The sequence below is a fragment of the Klebsiella sp. KPN54798 genome, from assembly GCF_021184225.1.
GTDB classification, from domain to species: Bacteria; Pseudomonadota; Gammaproteobacteria; order Enterobacterales; family Enterobacteriaceae; genus Klebsiella; species Klebsiella pneumoniae.
The window spans coordinates 2,493,578-2,509,393 of record NZ_CP089234.1; the positions used below are offsets into that span (position 1 = coordinate 2,493,578).

Annotated in this window: 12 protein-coding genes and 2 pseudogenes; 9 read left to right on the forward strand and 5 right to left on the reverse strand. The window is 60.1% G+C overall.

From position 1 onward, the window contains the following. Positions 1-57 precede the first annotated feature (57 nt). Entirely contained in the window at positions 58-993 is a 936-nt protein-coding gene (gene rihA, locus LPQ25_RS12020; protein WP_002906791.1) for a pyrimidine-specific ribonucleoside hydrolase RihA, read from the reverse strand. Here rihA and LPQ25_RS12025 point away from each other — a divergent pair. Both LPQ25_RS12025 and LPQ25_RS12030 read left to right on the forward strand, forming a co-directional pair. Continuing rightward, positions 955-1,185, forward strand: coding sequence for a hypothetical protein (locus LPQ25_RS12025; RefSeq protein WP_041169031.1), 231 nt, complete (start codon positions 955-957; stop codon positions 1,183-1,185). The genes rihA and LPQ25_RS12025 overlap by 39 nt on opposite strands. Positions 1,186-1,274: 89 nt before the next feature. Continuing rightward, on the forward strand, positions 1,275-1,574 hold the full coding sequence (locus tag LPQ25_RS12030; RefSeq protein WP_002906788.1) for a DUF406 domain-containing protein: 300 nt from the start codon (positions 1,275-1,277) through the stop codon (positions 1,572-1,574). A 97-nt stretch (positions 1,575-1,671) separates the two neighbouring features. On the opposite strand, the pseudogene LPQ25_RS12035 reads toward LPQ25_RS12030, so the two are convergent. Together LPQ25_RS12035 and pqqU are read right to left on the reverse strand one after the other, a co-directional pair. After that, positions 1,672-3,377, reverse strand: a pseudogene (locus tag LPQ25_RS12035) (amidohydrolase). Positions 3,378-3,574: 197 nt separating this feature from the next. Beyond that, positions 3,575-5,680, reverse strand: a complete 2,106-nt coding sequence (gene pqqU / locus LPQ25_RS12040) for a TonB-dependent receptor PqqU (RefSeq protein ID WP_002906783.1) — start codon at positions 5,678-5,680, stop codon at positions 3,575-3,577. Positions 5,681-5,938: 258 nt separating this feature from the next. Between pqqU and yncE the strand changes: the two genes are divergently transcribed. Continuing rightward, positions 5,939-7,000: a 7-bladed beta-propeller protein YncE gene (gene yncE / locus LPQ25_RS12045; protein ID WP_014907512.1), complete on the forward strand. Its 1,062-nt coding sequence runs from the start codon at positions 5,939-5,941 to the stop codon at positions 6,998-7,000. 168 nt (positions 7,001-7,168) lie between these two features. Then, positions 7,169-7,390 carry a YgdI/YgdR family lipoprotein gene (locus LPQ25_RS12050; protein ID WP_002906779.1) on the forward strand — a complete coding sequence of 74 codons (222 nt, stop codon included), beginning with the start codon at positions 7,169-7,171 and terminating at the stop codon, positions 7,388-7,390. A gap of 50 nt (positions 7,391-7,440) precedes the next feature. Here the strand turns inward: LPQ25_RS12050 and ansP are convergent, their stop codons facing one another. Further along, positions 7,441-8,895, reverse strand: a complete 1,455-nt coding sequence (gene ansP / locus LPQ25_RS12055; RefSeq protein ID WP_014907513.1) for an L-asparagine permease — start codon at positions 8,893-8,895, stop codon at positions 7,441-7,443. A gap of 189 nt (positions 8,896-9,084) precedes the next feature. Then, complete coding sequence (locus LPQ25_RS12060) at positions 9,085-9,972, reverse strand: LysR family transcriptional regulator (protein WP_002906776.1); 888 nt, start codon at positions 9,970-9,972, stop codon at positions 9,085-9,087. 273 nt (positions 9,973-10,245) lie between these two features. Here LPQ25_RS12060 and LPQ25_RS12065 point away from each other — a divergent pair, with 273 nt between their 5' ends. The 5 genes and pseudogenes from LPQ25_RS12065 (at position 10,246) to LPQ25_RS12085 (ending at position 15,816) form a co-directional block, all read left to right on the forward strand. Continuing rightward, on the forward strand, positions 10,246-10,797 hold the full coding sequence (locus LPQ25_RS12065) for a P-loop NTPase family protein (RefSeq protein ID WP_004180132.1): 552 nt from the start codon (positions 10,246-10,248) through the stop codon (positions 10,795-10,797). Between the two features lie 91 nt (positions 10,798-10,888). Continuing rightward, positions 10,889-11,896 (forward strand): MsnO8 family LLM class oxidoreductase, encoded by a 1,008-nt coding sequence (locus LPQ25_RS12070; RefSeq protein WP_014907514.1) that lies wholly within the window; start codon positions 10,889-10,891, stop codon positions 11,894-11,896. Then, positions 11,886-13,007, forward strand: coding sequence for a M20 peptidase aminoacylase family protein (locus tag LPQ25_RS12075; protein ID WP_014907515.1), 1,122 nt, complete (start codon positions 11,886-11,888; stop codon positions 13,005-13,007). Before LPQ25_RS12070 ends, LPQ25_RS12075 begins: the two co-directional genes overlap by 11 nt. A gap of 24 nt (positions 13,008-13,031) precedes the next feature. Further along, positions 13,032-15,295: pseudogene (locus LPQ25_RS12080) on the forward strand (NtaA/DmoA family FMN-dependent monooxygenase). A gap of 11 nt (positions 15,296-15,306) precedes the next feature. Next, entirely contained in the window at positions 15,307-15,816 is a 510-nt protein-coding gene (locus LPQ25_RS12085) for a GNAT family N-acetyltransferase (protein WP_002906702.1), read from the forward strand.

Below are 15,816 nucleotides of genomic sequence, written 5' to 3' on the forward strand. Positions count from 1 at the left end.
GGGCTTCGACTGAACAGGCCCCTTTTTCCGCCAGGGGAAAGGGGCCTGGCATAGAGGTCAGGCGTAGAAGGCTAACCGCTGGGCGAGCAGATCGACAAAGGCTTCGCGGTCCACATCCAGCATCAGGGTCGTATTGGGCCGATTGCCGGTCAGATGGTAGTAATCGACCACCGTCATCCCCTGGGTATATTTGCCTTCCGTTTCTACGCCAACCCAGCGTTCGATCGTGGTAAAGATCTCCGGCTTGAGGAGCCAGGCGATGGTGCAGGGATCGTGCAGCGGAGCGCCGTCGAAGCCCCACTTTTCATCTTTGTGGTAGGCCATAAAGAAGTCGAGCAGTTCGGCGACGATGGTCGACACCGGGTTGCCAATCTGGCGGAATCGCTCGATATCGGCGGGAAGGATTTGCGCCTTATGGGTGACGTCAAGGCCCGCCATCACCACCGGGATCCCCGACTGAAAGACCATTTCCGCGGCCTGCGGATCAACGTAGATATTAAACTCCGCCGCCGGCTGCCAGTTGCCCAGCCCCATGGCGCCCCCCATGATCACGATGCGGGCGATCTTCGCGTGCAGCTCCGGATGGCTGGCGAGCAGCAACGCCACGTTAGTCTGCGGTCCGGTGGCCACCAGAGTCACCGGCTCCTGGCTTTCCCGCAGCACGCTGGCCATCAGCTCGACGGCGGTGCAATTCTGCGGCGCAAAGGCCGGCTCAGGCAGGCTCGGGCCATCCAGTCCGCTCTCGCCGTGCACGTTATCGGCGATGATCAGATCGCGCATCAACGGCTTCCACGCGCCGCCGGCAACCGGAATGTCCGGCCGGTTCAGCAGCGTCAACATACGCAGCACGTTGCGCAGGGTCTTCTCCGGGGTCTGGTTGCCCGCGGAAGCGGTGACGGCTTTCACCTCCAGCTCCGGCGAGGCGAGGGCGAGGACCAGGGCGATCGCGTCATCATGTCCCGGATCGCAATCAATCATAATCGGCAGTGCCATAGCAGCTCCTTGTTGGCGTTGTTCTGTGACCAGATTAACGCTGTGAGGCGAGGCAGACGAGATGGTGTGCAGAATAGTGTGATGGAGACCACGATTGCTGCGAGGGCAACGCATATCGTTACGCGACCGTCCGTAAACATGGTGCCTCGTTTTGCGGTGGCGCAAGATGGCGCCCGGCGCGGCGCGATATAATAGAAAAATTGCTAATCCTTACGGATATTAATGGTTTGCTTTTCGGCGGGCGGGTTCTTATCCTTAAGAAAACTCAAGAGGTTATTACGATGAAAGATGTAGTAGATAAATGCAGCACCAAAGGCTGCGCCATTGATGTCGGGACGATCATTGATAACGAGGACTGCGTCTACCGGGCCGAGAAGGTGTTCCCAAGCCGCGAAGAAGCGGAATCCACCGTAGCCGCCGTGCGCGAACGTGCTGCCGCCGCAGCGCCGGCCAGTGAACCGCCGCAGGTCGATTACACCATCGTCGCCGCTGGCGACGCGGTGAAACTCGACCTCTCCATCGCCTTCTCCTGCCAGGCGGAAAAGATCATTTTCGAGTTATCCTTGCGAAATCTGCTTTAATTCGCGCCTGTAGCGGAAGCGTGATGCTCTGGCGGGCAGGCGCCTTCCGCTAATGCAGCACGCTGCCCGCCCGGCGACCTGAGCCGGGTGAGCGCGGTTAGTCTTGAAAGACGATGTTTCCGCCAACCATGGTCATCACCACGCGGCTGGCGCCAATCTCTTCATGGGCTACGGCGAAGATATCGCTGTCCAGCACCTGAAAATCAGCGACTTTGCCGACCTCTATCGATCCGCGTACCGCTTCTTTCCCTTCCTGATAGGCCGCATTGATGGTGTACATCCGCACGCCGTCCGCCACGCTAATTGCCAGCTCCGGGCGAATAACGTTGCCGCTGGAAGATGATTTGCGGGTGACCGCTGCCTGAACCATTTTGCGCCAGTTCACCAGCGCCATAATGCCATCTGACCCGCCGGCGACGATGACCCCAAGGTCGATGATATCCCGTAGCCCTTTGCAGATTTCCCCCTTGATGCCACAGTAGCGGGCGCGCTGTTCATAGTCATATGCCGGGCCGCCGGGTGAGGGTTGTTCGGAAAGCAGAATGCCGTATTTTGCCGCCGTCACGAAATCTTGCCGATCGCCCATTGAGCCGTGCAGCACATAATGCCGTCGGCTCTCCCCGGATAGCGCTGAATCGCCTGCACGAAGCTGTTAATCGTGACTTTTACCGCCTTATCGCCGACCGCATGGACTGCCACCTGAAAACCGCGCTGGTGAGCCAGCAGAATCATCTGCTTTAGCGCCTCAACTTGTGCTTCCTCGGTCGCCTCGGGGCCACCAAACACCGAGCGTCCGCGATATCCCGGCCGGTCGGCGTAATCCTGATTCATCCACGCTGTGTGCGATGTGGGAACGCCATCGCAGAACAGTTTTATGGTCCGACAGTCCAGCCAGTCCCGGTCGGTGAACTGGGAGAAATCAAAGCTATCCAGATCGCGCTTCAGGGTGGCGCAGGACTGAACGCCCCGCTCGGCGGAGTAAAAGGCGATGGATACCCGGGCGGTGAGTTTTCCTTCATCCTGCAGTTCACGGTAGGCGGCGATGGCGCGATCCCCCGCAGCGCCCACCTCGCGCGTGTTTTCCCCCGGACCCATGGCGCCTTCCGTGTAGCTGGCATACCCTTCGCTGTTCATCAGGCGCTGGGCTGCCAGAAGGTTCTCTTTGAGGGCCGCTACGGTCAGACGGGGCATCGTGCCGGATGCGAGATGCAGGGCGGGCAGGTCGATGAAATTGCCGTCCAGTTCGCCACTGGCCGTTCGCCCCAGATGTCCGCCGAGGGGATCAGGGGTGCTGGCGTCAAGACCGGAGAGGGCCAGCGCCCGGCTGTTGACGATGCAGGAGTGACCGTCCCACAGGGCGAGCAGGGTGGGATGATCGGCCGTGACGTCGTCAATATCCCAGCGCGTCAGAGAGCGCTGCTCGGCCGCGCACTCCTTGATTGCGTTTGGATCCAGACCGCAGACACGAATCCATGCCCCGGCGGGAGTGCGGGCTGCCTGGTCGCGCAGTCTTTCCCGCAGTACTGCCAGGGAACGCACGTCCTGGCAGTTCAGGCAATGCCAGCTGTCAGCGAGCCAGCCGATATGGATATGTGAGTCATGCGCGGCGGGTAAAATGAGTTTGCCGCCAAGGTCAATGACCTGCGTCTGGGGACCAATATGCTGCTGAATCTCCTGGTCTTCACCAACGTTAATAATCCATCCCTGCTTCACGGCGATGGCGCGCTTGAAACTAAAATGTGCGTCCACCGTGGCGACCTTGCCGTTAATCAATACGCAGTCCGCATAAACGACATTATCCATTTATCCCTCCCTGGCTGATAAAAGTGCCGATCAATATAAATAGTAACCATGGTGATTATGTGGTGACTATATGACTACGAAGAGGGGGGAGTGTCAAGCGCGGGTGGTTGGCGGGTATCCGCCTGGCGGTGGAATAGACGGTAAGGAAAAGCGCTTCGCCCGCCGATCGCGAGAGGCATCGGCGGGGAAGGGGCGTGTTATTCGAAGCGCCAGGCGAGGTTCAGGCCGATGCCGTAGTTACGTCCCGGGGCAGGCTCGTAGTAACGTCCGTTAGACTCGTTAACGATGACAGACCCGACGTACTCCCGGTCGAACAGGTTGTCGATGCGACCGAACAGATCCATATCCATCCTGCCGTAGCTCCATTTATAGCCAGTCGTCAGGCCAACCACCGTCCAGGAGGGCGCTTTGGCGGTGTTTTCGTCATTGGCCATGATATCGCTCATATAGCGAATATCGCTCCCGGCGTACCAACCTTGCTCCGGCTGATAGCCAAAGGAGGCGTAGCCCATATTGCGCGCGATCCCCGGAATGCGATTGCCATTGCAGCTGGCGTCGTCGCAGACGTTAGTGCGATAGGTCGCGTCCAGCCAGGTCCAGGCCGCCTTCAGACGCCAGCTCTCGCCAAACTGCTGATCCAGCCCCAGCTCCATCCCCTGACGGCGGGTCTTGCCGGCGTTTTTATAACTGGTGCGCCCGCCGCTGCTGCTGTCGACCACAATCTCATTATCGGTATTGGTCTGGAACAGGGCGGCGGTGAACAGCCCATTGCCGATCCGCGTCTTGCTGCCGATCTCCACCGTGTCGTTGGTGGAGGGTTTCAGGCCGAAGTTGAGGCCGCTCTGGTTATCGGAGCGGTAGGAGAGTTCGTTAATGGTTGGCGTCTCGAAGCCGCGGCCGGCGGAAAGATAGACGTTCCACGCGTCGGTCAGGGCATATTTCAGCGAGCCCGCGGGCAGCCATTTGTGATAGCTGGCATCACCGCTGTCATCGCCATTGCCTGGGGTGATGTAGTAGTCGTTCGAGTCGAACCATACCGAGCTGTAGCGAACCCCGGCATCGAGCGAGAGTTTGTCAGTGAGCTGCCACTGGGTCTGCAGGTAGGGGTCGACGTTCCACATCAGGTTGCGTTCGTTACGGCGCAGCGCGCCCTGTTCGCCATACTGCGGCGCGCCGTTGACCATCACAAAGTTTTCATACCCTTTGCGCCGCTCGCTCATGTTTTCGTAGTCGAGACCGGCGGTGAGCGTGACGGGCACCAGCAGCTCTCCGCGATGGGTCAGCCGGGTATCGATCCCCTGGTAGTGACGGGTAAGGTCGATCACCCCGCCGGCATGGCTCGGCTTCAGCTGCGGCGCGCGCGGGATCGACTGGAACTGAGTGGTTTCACGTTCTCCAGCGTACATCATAACGCTGAGATCGTCCTGGGCACTGAGCTGGCGCTCATAGCGCAGGCCGGCCTGGGTCTGTCGGGTATTCTTGCGGGTATTATACTGGTCGCCGCGCGGCGACTGGCGCGGGTTATCGCGCCATTCATCGGCGGTCAGGCCACCGGCGTCATTGGCTTTGATATCCACGCTATTCAGCAGCAGAGTCAGCTTACTGACGTCGTTGATGCGCACCCCCAGCCGGGCGTTCGCCAGATTTTTGCGCGCGCCGCTGTGATCGCGATAGCCATGGGTGGTGAAGCGATTGGTTGAGACCGTGTAATCCACATCGCCTGCGTGGCTGCCGTCGCCAACGGCGCCAGTGGCTTTCATCCCGTAGTGCCAGGTGCCGAAGCTGCCATAGTAGCTGCTGGCTTCCACGGTGGGCGGCTGGGTGCCGGTCTGGCTGGTGACGTTGATCACCCCGCCGGACGAGTTACCGTACAGGGCAGAGAAGGGGCCGCGCAGCACCTCAATGGTGTCAACGCTGCCGATATCAATATTTGAGGTCTGCCCCTGGCCGTCGGGCATGGTGGCCGGAATGCCATCCACATAGATGCGCAGTCCGCGCACGCCATAGGTTGAGCGCGAGCCAAAGCCGCGAATCGACAGCTGCAGATCCTGGGCATAGTTTTGCCGGTTCTGCACCTGCAGGCCCGGCACGGCGCCCAGCGATTCAGAGAGATTGACGCGCGGCGCGGCCTGGCGCATCTCATCCCCATTCACCACGCTGACGGCGGCGGGGGTATCCAGTTCAGAAACCGTGGTTGGCGCGGCGGTCACCACCATGGTTTGTTCATCAGCGGCCTGGGCTGCCGCAATGAGCGGCAAGAGCAGGGCCGGGAGGGCGGCGTGACGCACGGACAGGATTTTCATCGATAATACTCAAAGACGAACCAAATGGAACATATGTATATATGTTACCTCGTTTGTAAAATATTTGAAAATTATTAACTGCTACTGGTTAACGGATAGTGCTCGCCAGGCATGAATTTACCGCACAACAACAATTAACGCTCCACTTTGATATAAATAATGATTACTATTCGCATTCAATAATAAGGGTAAAGCCAGGACTTTACCGCCGGAAGCGATGTCGGGTCAGCACATACTGGTTTATCAAAGGGAGTCGTCATGTCATTACGTCATTTTGCCGCGCCGCGACTGCGCCATTCACTGCTCGTCACTTCTCTGCTGCTGGCAGGCAGCTTTAGCGCCCACGCCGCGGAAGAGATGCTGCGCAAGGCCGTCGGAAAAGGGGCCTACGAAATGGCCTACAGCCAGCAGGAGAATGCGCTGTGGGTCGCCACATCACAGAGTCGTTCGCTGGACAAAGGCGGGGTGGTTTACCGTCTTGACCCCACCACCCTCGACGTGACGCAGATTATTCACAACGATCTGAAGCCGTTCGGCGCCACTATCAACCATGCCACCGGCACGCTGTGGTTTGGCAATACCGTCGACAGCACTGTCACCGCTATTGACGCCAAAACCGGCGCCGTGAAGGGGCGCCTGGTGCTGGACGAGCGTCAGCGCAGCGAAACCGTGCGCCCGCTGCAGCCGCGCGAGCTGGCGGTCAATGAGCAGACCAACACGGTCTACATTACCGGTCTGGGCAAAGAGAGCGTGATTTGGGTGGTAGATGGCGCGACCCTGAAGCTGAAAACGACCATTACCGGCACCGGGGCAATGGCGACGGGTCTGGCGATCGATCCGCAGGCTAAGCGTCTGTATACCACCAACGCCGATGGCGAACTGCTGACCATCGACAGCGAGAGCAACACGATTGCGTCGCGCAAAAAATTGCAGGATGACGGCAAAGCGCATTTCTATCTTAACCTGAGTCTCGATACCGCCGGCCATCGTGCCTTTATTACCGACAGCAAGCAGCCGGAAGTGCTGGTGGTCGATACCCGCGACGGCAAGGTGCTGGAGAAAATCGCCACGCCGGAGTCGCTGGCGGTGCTGTTTAACCCGGCGCGCAACGAAGCCTATGTGACGCATCGTAAGGCCGGGGAAGTCAGCGTTATCGACGGCAAGAGCTACAAGGTGGTGAAGACCTTTAAAACGCCGACTCACCCCAACAGCCTGGCGCTCTCCGAGGACGGCAAAACGCTGTACGTTAGCGTGAAACAGGCTTCCAGCCGTGAGAAAGAAGCCACCGCGCCGGACGATGTGATCCGCATCGCCCTGTAAGACCTCAGCGCGACGAAACCGGAAAACGGTGGTCGCGCTCCGCATGCCGCCGGGCCTGGCCCGGCGACTCACCCTCTGTTACAAACGCCTATTGGCCTGACAAACCAGATGGTTATACACTTAACCCTTTCCCGCCACGTGCGGGCAGTGGTAATCAGTGGAGATAAAATGAAAAAGCCATTCATGGTGATTTGCGCCGGCGCGATGCTGGCGCTGCTGGCAGGTTGTTCGTCAAACTACGTTATGACCACGAAGAGCGGTCAAACTATCGTTACCCACGGCAAGCCGCAGCTGGATAAAGAAACGGGGATGACCAGCTATATCGATGAGTCAGGTAATAAGCGGGAAATTAACAGCAGCGATGTGTCGCAGCTGGTTGAAGATAATTAAGTTCTGACCTCCCGGTTTGCCCGCGATGGACAAACCGGGAGTCCTGCCAGTTACTTCCTCAGCGTCGGCGCCGTGCTGTGAATCTCATGCACGCGTTTACGCACACCAAACCAGCCAGCCACCAGCAATACCGCCAGCAGCGGAATTGATCCTATGGTGTAGGTACCGTTCGGATAATCGAAGGCCATCAGCACCAGCACGCTGAACAGGAACAGCAGCGTCAGCCAGGAGGTGAACGGCGCCCCCGGCATTCTGAAGCTGACCTTTGCCGCTTTCCCTTCCTTGATCGCTTTGCGCAGACGCATCTGACACACCACGATAAAGCCCCAGGAGGCAATGATCCCCAGCGAGGCGACGTTGAGTACGATCTCAAATACCTGAGATGGCACCAGATAGTTGAGGAAAACCCCAACTACATATACCCCCAGCGTCGCCAGGATCCCGGCGTAAGGGACGTGGTGACGGCTCATCTTCGACATAAACTTCGGCGCGGAGCCTCCCATCGACATCGAGCGCAGAATACGCCCGGTACTGTAGAGACCCGAGTTAAGGCTGGAGAGGGCCGCGGTTAACACCACGATGTTCATCACGCTGCCGATATATGGCACGCCCAGCTTTGAGAAGAAGGTAACGAACGGGCTCTGTCCGGCCTGGTAGGCGTTCCACGGCAGAAGCAGCACCAGCAACACCACCGAACCGACATAGAACAGACCGATACGCCAGATCACGCTGTTGATGGCCTTCGGCACCATTGTCTCCGGATCCTTACACTCTCCGGCCGCGGTCCCCACCAGCTCGATGGAGGCGAAGGCGAAGACCACCCCCTGCACCAGCACCAGCGCCGGCAGGAGGCCGTGCGGGAAGAAGCCGCCGTTATCGGTGATCAGATGGAAGCCGGTGGCATTGCCGTCCAGCGGCTTACCGGAGCCGAGGAAAATGGTGCCGACCACGAGAAAGGCGACGATCGCCAGCACCTTAACCAGCGCGAACCAGAACTCCATTTCGGCGAACCACTTCACGCCGATCATATTCATGGTGCCGACGATAGCCAGCGCGCCGAGGGCGAAGACCCACTGCGGCACATCGCCAAACGCGCCCCAGTAGTGCATATACAGCGCCACGGCGGTGATATCGACAATCCCGGTCATCGCCCAGTTAACGAAGTACATCCAGCCGGCCACGTAAGCGGCTTTTTCACCGAGGAACTCCCTGGCATAAGAGACGAAGCTGCCGCTCGAGGGGCGGTGGAGGACCAGTTCGCCGAGGGCGCGAAGAATAAAGAAGGAGAAGATGCCGCAGACCAGATAGACCAGGGCGAGCGCTGGCCCTGCCATTTGTAAACGTGCCCCGGCGCCGAGGAACAAACCGGTACCGATGGCGCCGCCGATGGCGATCATCTGTACCTGACGGTTGCCCATCGCTTTGTGATAACCCGCTTCATGTGAGTTAAGCCAGTGGCGTTTTGCAGCATGATGCTCCGCTGCACTTTCGTGTTTCGTATTCATTGATGTATCAGTTTCCTGTCAATGCCCATGTTTGCAGCCGGAATGGAGGACGGCTGGCACATTATGCTGGCTTTCTCATCATTCTGACGTAGGAGATAAGCTCAGACATGGCGCTGAATCCTACACGTAACCTAATAGTTACGCACCTAAAACATTTACCGAGAGCATTTGACAGATTTATCAATGAGATCAGCGTCGCAGAGTTTCCAGTAACAGCGTGAAAGCGCTGGTATGCTGGCGCCGGCTGGGGTAATAGAGATGGTAGCCGGGGAAGGCGGGGGTCCACTCCGCCAGCACCCGCACCAGCCGGCCGCTGGCTAAGGCCTCCGCCACGCAGTCATCCGGAACGTAGGCCAGCCCGAGGCCCGCCTCCGCCGCGTCGATGCGCTGCGGCAGGCTGTTGAGGATCAGCTGTCCCTCCACCCGCACCTGAATCTCCCGGCCATCGCGGGCAAATTCCCAGGCGTAAAGTCCCCCTCGTGTCGGCAGGCGCAGATTGATGCAGCGATGTTGGGCAAGATCCCAGGGCGTTTGCGGCGTACCGGCCCGCTGCAGATAGGCCGGCGAACCCACCACCGCCATCCGCATATCCGGGGCGATGCGCACGGCAATCATGTCTTTTGCCACCTGTTCGCCGAGACGCACCCCGGCGTCGAAGCGGTCACCCACGATATCCGTGAGCCCATTATCAACAGTGATTTCGATGTTAATATCAGGATATTGCAGCATAAATGGCTTTAGCGCCGGCCAGAGTACCGCGCTGGCGGCATGCTCCCCGGCGGTAATGCGCAGGTTGCCCGCCGGGCGTTCTCGGGTGTCGCGCAATGCAGCCAGGGCCTGCTCGATCTCTTCCAGATGCGGACCGAGGCGCTGAATCAGTCGCTCGCCCGCTTCGGTCGGCACCACGCTGCGGGTGGTGCGGGTCAACAGCCGGACATCGAGCCGCGTTTCGAGATGGCGCATGGCATGGCTGAGCGCCGACTGCGACACGCCAAGCTGGGCCGCCGCGCGGGTAAAGCTGCGTTCACGCGCCACCACCATAAAGGAGAGCAGATCGTTTACGTTCTCTTTTAGCATAATCTTTCCGGATTGATGAATACTGCTCACAGGTACGCAGAGTGTATGCCCGGCCTGAGGATTGTGCCAGCCTGATGGCCGGACGCAGTGGAGCAGAATGGTTATGGCGGATGATTTATTCCTCTGTGCAGGGCAGGTATTGTAGTAGGCCCAAAAAACGCCAGCGCCAGGTGAACCGACATTCGCTGGCGCGGCATGACCGGGGGGACGGCAGCCCGAAAGATGATTCAAGAGTATCGCCAGGCAGAGTCTGGTAACCGGGGAGAAACAGAGATGAATATCAACGTGGTCGGCACCAGCGGCTCAGGCAAATCCACTTTGGCCCGGCGCCTGGCGCACCGGCTGGAATTACCCTGGATCGAGCTCGATCGCCTGTACTGGCGGCCGAACTGGCAGGGCGCGCCGGATGAGGCATTTTTCGCCGCCATTGCCGCCGCGACGGCCACGCCGGGCTGGGTGCTGGATGGCAATTACAATCGCAGCCGCAGCGTTAAATGGCGTGCGGTGGATTTGGTGATCTGGGTAGATTATGGTTTCTGGCGCACGCTGCGCCAGGCGGTATGGCGGGCGGCGAGCCGGGCGTGGCGACATCAGGAGCTGTGGCCGGGCACGGGCAACTGCGAGAGTTTTCGCCGTTCGTTCTGCAGCCGGGAATCCATCATCCTCTGGACGCTGAAAACCTGGCGGCAGCATCGCCGACGCTATCTGGCCGATATGCAGGATCCGCAATATCGTCATATTCGCTTCGTCCGGGTGCGCAATCCGCGGCAGGCCGAGGCGCTGCTCCGCGAGCTGGAAGCGCAGCGTTCAGCCGGGCATATCTAATTTTCAGCAGTACACATGTGAATTAATTGTTTCTCAATAGTTAGCAGAGATTTTAATAATGCAGGCACGTACTTTCATATGAGCCTGCGAAATGTTTTATCGAATCAGTATTCTGGATAAAAGTCCGCTTGCCGCCGGGGAAACCGCCGCGCAGGCGCTGGCGCGTACATTAACGCTGGCGCAACACGCCGAAGCCTGGGGCTACCACCGCTTCTGGGTCGCTGAACACCACAATACCGATCAGCTGGCGAGCCCCTCGCCGGAGCTGGTTATCGCCTGGCTGCTGGGCCACACCCGGCGGATCCGTCTTGGGTCCGGCGGCGTCATGCTCCAGCACTATAGCCCCTATAAGGTCGCGGAAAACTTTAACCTGCTGGCCGCCCTCGCGCCGGGCCGCATCGATCTCGGGGTCGGCAAGGCGCCTGGCGGCCTGCCGCTCTCCACCCGCGCCCTGCAGCAGGGCCTGCATCAAGAGGAGAAAGGGACCTTTGCCGATCAGCTGGCGCAGCTGGATAACTGGCTGTCGCTGACTGAGCCCGGGGGAGGGGAGAGCCTACGCGCCACGCCGATCCCGCCGCGCCGGGCAGACGGTTTTCTGCTCGGCGCCAGCCTGGAGAGTGCTGAACTGGCCGCCCGCCTTGACTGGAACTTTGTCTTTGCCGCCCATCTCAATGGCGACAGCGCGCTGCGCCGTGCCGTGTTCAACCGCTGGCGCGAGCTCAGCCCGCGTGAGGCGATGGTCGCCGTCCAGGTGGTGGTTGCTGACGATCCGGCCACCGCCGCCGCGCTGGCGCAGCAGGTCGAGGTGTGGGGCGTCGAGCTGGAGAACGGCCAGCGGGTGACCGTCGGCAGTGAGGCGCAGGCCGTCGCTTTTGCCCGCCAGGCCGGCAGCCGACCGACGCGCATTGCCCGCCGTGAATCTTCGCTGATCTCCGGTACTCCCGAACAGGTTAAAGCCCGGCTTGACGCGCTGCAGGCGGAAGAACAGCTGGATGAACTCATCATTGATACCCCTATTAGCGACGGGCCAGCGCGCCTGCACTCCCTGCGCCTGCTGGCGCAGGCTCACTACGGCAAGGAGGTGCTGAATGTCCTTTGAACAACAACTGATTAGCTGGCGGCGCGAGCTGCACCAGAACCCGGAGCTCTCCCTGCAGGAGGTGGCCACCACCGCGCGGATCCGCGACTGGCTGCAGAGCGGCGGGCTGACCCTGCTGCCCTACGATCTGAAAACCGGGCTGGTCGCCGAAGTCGGCAGCGGCGATAAGGTGATTGCCCTGCGGGCGGACATCGACGCGTTGCCCATCGAGGAGGCGACCGGTCTGCCTTACCGCTCGCAGAATCAAGGGGTAATGCATGCCTGCGGCCACGATATTCACACCAGCGTGATGCTGGGGGCGGCGCTGCTGCTGAAGGAGCGGGAAGCGGAACTCCCGGGGCGGGTGCGGATCCTGTTTCAGCCGGCGGAGGAAAATTTTGGCGGGGCGAAAACCCTGATCCGCGCCGGGGCGCTGGAGGAGGTGTCGGCGATCTTCGGCATGCACAATGAGCCCGGCCTGCCGGTGGGCGAATTTGCCACCCGCGGCGGCGCGTTCTACGCCAACGTCGACCGCTTCGTCTTCAAAGTGACCGGGAAAGGGGCGCATGCCGCCCGCCCACATGAAGGAAGGGATGCGATCCTGCTGGCCAGCCAGCTGGTGACGGTGCTGCAGAGCGTGGCCAGCCGGGAGGTGAACACCCTCGACTCGGTGGTGCTCAGCGTGACGCGGATCCAGGGAGGCAATACCTGGAACGTGCTGCCGGAGAGCGTCGAGCTGGAGGGGACGCTGCGCACCCACAGCAGTGAAGTGCAGCAGCGGGTCAAGGCCCGGGTCAGCGAGATTGCGGCCGGTTTCGCCAGCGCCTTTGGCGCGCAGATTGACGTCTTCTGGTACGCCGGCCCGACGGCGCTGGTCAACGACCCCCGCTGGGCCGACTTCGCCAGCGAGGTGGCAGCCCAGGCCGGGTATCGCACCCACCATGCCGATCTGCATCTCGGCGGCGAAGATTTTGCGGTCTATCTTCAGCATATTCCCGGGGCGTTCGTCAGCATCGGCAGCGCCAGCGAATATGGTTTGCACCATCCGGCATTTAATCCGGATGAACGGCTGATTGCGCCCGCGGCGCACTATTTCGCCCGTCTCGCGGAAGAAGCGTTACAACACATTTAACGAATGACAGGGGAAGGGGTAGCTATGTCTGAAAATCGACAATTGCGTCTGGGAACCATATTGCATGGCGCATCGGGAAATATGTCCGCCTGGCGTCATCCGGCGGCCCAGGCGGACGCCAGTATTAATTTTGATTTCGTCACCCAGACGGCGCTAAAAGCAGAAGAGGGGAAGCTGGATTTTATTTTTGTCGCCGACGGTTTATATATTAACGAAAAATCGATTCCCCATTTTTTAAATCGCTTCGAACCCTTAACGGTACTTTCCGCGCTGGCCGCGATCACCCGGCGACTGGGGCTGGTGGGGACCTTATCGACTTCGTACAGCGAGCCGTTTACCACCGCCCGCCAGTTCGCCAGCCTTGACCATTTAAGCCAGGGACGGGCGGGGTGGAACGTGGTCACTTCGCCGCTGGAGGGGTCGGCGAAAAACTTCTCCCGGGCCGAACATCCGGATCATGCGCTGCGCTATCGCATTGCCGATGAATATCTGCAGGTGGTGAAAGGCTTATGGGATTCATGGGAAGAAGACGCCTTTGTGCGCAATAAGGAGACTGGTCAGTTCTTTGATAAAAATAAACTGCATACGCTCGATCACCACGGCGATTTCTTTAAAGTCGCCGGGCCGCTGAATATTGCCCGCACGCCGCAGGGCCGACCGATTATTTTCCAGGCCGGCGCATCGGACGACGGCAAGAAATTAGCCGCACGCCACGCCGATGCCATTTTTACCCATCAGGACTCGCTGGCCGAGGCGCAGGCATTTTATCGGGATGTCAAAAGCCAACTCGCCGCATATCAGCGCAGCCCGGACCAACTGCATATTTTCCAGGGCGTCAGCGTCATCGTCGGGGATGACGCCGAGGATGCGGAGCGGCAGTACCAGACCACCGCGGCGCTGGTCTCCATCGAGGATGCGCTGAATTATCTCGGGCGCTATTTCGAACACCACGATCTCTCGCAGTACCCGCTCGACGAACCTTTCCCGGATATTGGCGACCTCGGACAAAACAGCTTCCGCAGCACCACCGACGAGATTAAACGTCACGCCCGCGAGCGGGGCTTAACCCTGCGCCAGGTGGCTCTGGAGGCAGCCAGCCCGCGTCCGCGCTTTACCGGCACCGCCAGCGATGTCGCTGATGGCCTGCAACTGTGGTTCGAGCAGCACACGGCGGACGGCTTCATTATTCAGGGCGGCACGCCGGAAACCTTCCCGCGCTTTGTGGACGAGGTGGTTCCGCTGTTACAGGCGCGCGGACTGTTCCGTCGCGACTATCCGGGCACCACCCTGCGGGAAAGTCTGGGTCTGGCGCTACCCGCTAATCAATTCCAAAAATAATAAAAGAGAATCACGCTATGCAGAAAACAACACTCTTGCTGGCCGTCGCGTTGGCATTTAGCGCCTCATCGTGGGGTCAGGACGTCAAGATCAATGGCACCGGAGTGAGCCTGGAGGCCAACAAAACGCCGATTCACACAGCGAAAAATCCGCAGGCCATTGCCCTGTTGCCGCAAGATCTGCATCTGGCGGTGCCGGGGAAATTCACCGTCGCGGTGGCGGCCCTGAACTCTCCGCCGCTGACGGTCTTTGCCGATGACAACAAAACCCTGCTCGGCAGCGAGGCGGATATCGCCCGGCTGGTGGCGGAGAGCCTCGGGCTGGAAGTAAACGTGGTTCCCACTTCATGGGAAGACTGGCCGCTGGGGGTCACCTCCGGCAAATATGATGCCGCGATCAGCAATATTACCGTCACCAAAGAGCGGAAAGAGAAGTTCGATTTCGCCACCTACCGCAAAGACTCGCTGGGCTTCTACGTCAAAAGCACCAGTCCGCTGAGCAAGATTGACAAAGCGGAAGATATCGCCGGGCTAAAGATTATTGTCGGCTCCGGCACCAACCAGGAGGCGATCCTGCTGGCGTGGAACGCGGAGAACGTCAAGAAGGGGCTGAAGCCGTTTATCCCGGTCTACACCAAGGATGATGCCGCCCAGACGCTGGCCCTGCAGACCGGACGAGCCGACGCCTTCTTCGGCCCCAACGTGATTGGCGCGTGGAAGGCGGCGCTGACCGGCAAAACCAAACTGGTGGGCAGCGTCGATGGCGGCTGGCCAAAAGCGGCGCACATCGCGGTAACGCTGAAAAAAGACAGCGGGCTGGTGAATGCCGTCCAGGCGGCGCTGAACGGGGCTATCGCCAGCGGGGACTACGCCAAAGTGCTTAACCGCTGGGGCGAAGGGGTGGAAAGCATTCCGCAATCGGAAATCAATCCGCCCGGACTGGGCGACTGACAGGAGGCGCGATGAGCGAAGCATTCCGCGATATTTCTCCGGAGGCTCCGGAGCTGCAGCCGATTATTAGCGGGCTGTTTGCCGAATATGCCGCCCGCTACGGCGACTATTTTTCCCGCGATGCGGAAGTGGAGTTAAGTGAGTGGTATGTGCCGCCGCAGGGGCTGTTTATTGTCCTTGAGCGTGAGGGCGAAATTATCGCCACCGGCGCGTATAAGCCGAAGGATCGCCACACCGCGGAGATCAAACGTATCTGGACGCACCGCCGTCTGCGCCAGCAGGGGCTGGCGGCGAAGGTGGTCCAGGAGCTGGAGCGACGGGCGGTGCTGGCCGGGTACAGCCATATCTACCTGACCACCGGTTTCCGTCAGCCGGAGGCGGTAAAGCTCTATCTCAGCCAGGGGTATGAGGCGCAGTTTGACCTCACGAGAGACCCGGAAGAGTACAGTCAGCCGCCGTACGATGGCCGGCTGCGGTTCACTAAAGCGCTGGCGGTGAGCGCCTACAGCCACAGCGCCTGA

Coding starts and splice junctions, on each gene's coding strand:
- LPQ25_RS12025 (WP_041169031.1), top strand. CDS start 955: ATGTCCCGGATCGCAATCAATCATAATCGGCAGTGCCATAGCAGCTCC.
- rihA (WP_002906791.1), bottom strand. CDS start 993: ATGGCACTGCCGATTATGATTGATTGCGATCCGGGACATGATGACGCG.
- LPQ25_RS12030 (WP_002906788.1), top strand. CDS start 1,275: ATGAAAGATGTAGTAGATAAATGCAGCACCAAAGGCTGCGCCATTGAT.
- pqqU (WP_002906783.1), bottom strand. CDS start 5,680: ATGAAAATCCTGTCCGTGCGTCACGCCGCCCTCCCGGCCCTGCTCTTG.
- yncE (WP_014907512.1), top strand. CDS start 5,939: ATGTCATTACGTCATTTTGCCGCGCCGCGACTGCGCCATTCACTGCTC.
- LPQ25_RS12050 (WP_002906779.1), top strand. CDS start 7,169: ATGAAAAAGCCATTCATGGTGATTTGCGCCGGCGCGATGCTGGCGCTG.
- ansP (WP_014907513.1), bottom strand. CDS start 8,895: ATGAATACGAAACACGAAAGTGCAGCGGAGCATCATGCTGCAAAACGC.
- LPQ25_RS12060 (WP_002906776.1), bottom strand. CDS start 9,972: ATGCTAAAAGAGAACGTAAACGATCTGCTCTCCTTTATGGTGGTGGCG.
- LPQ25_RS12065 (WP_004180132.1), top strand. CDS start 10,246: ATGAATATCAACGTGGTCGGCACCAGCGGCTCAGGCAAATCCACTTTG.
- LPQ25_RS12070 (WP_014907514.1), top strand. CDS start 10,889: ATGTTTTATCGAATCAGTATTCTGGATAAAAGTCCGCTTGCCGCCGGG.
- LPQ25_RS12075 (WP_014907515.1), top strand. CDS start 11,886: ATGTCCTTTGAACAACAACTGATTAGCTGGCGGCGCGAGCTGCACCAG.
- LPQ25_RS12085 (WP_002906702.1), top strand. CDS start 15,307: ATGAGCGAAGCATTCCGCGATATTTCTCCGGAGGCTCCGGAGCTGCAG.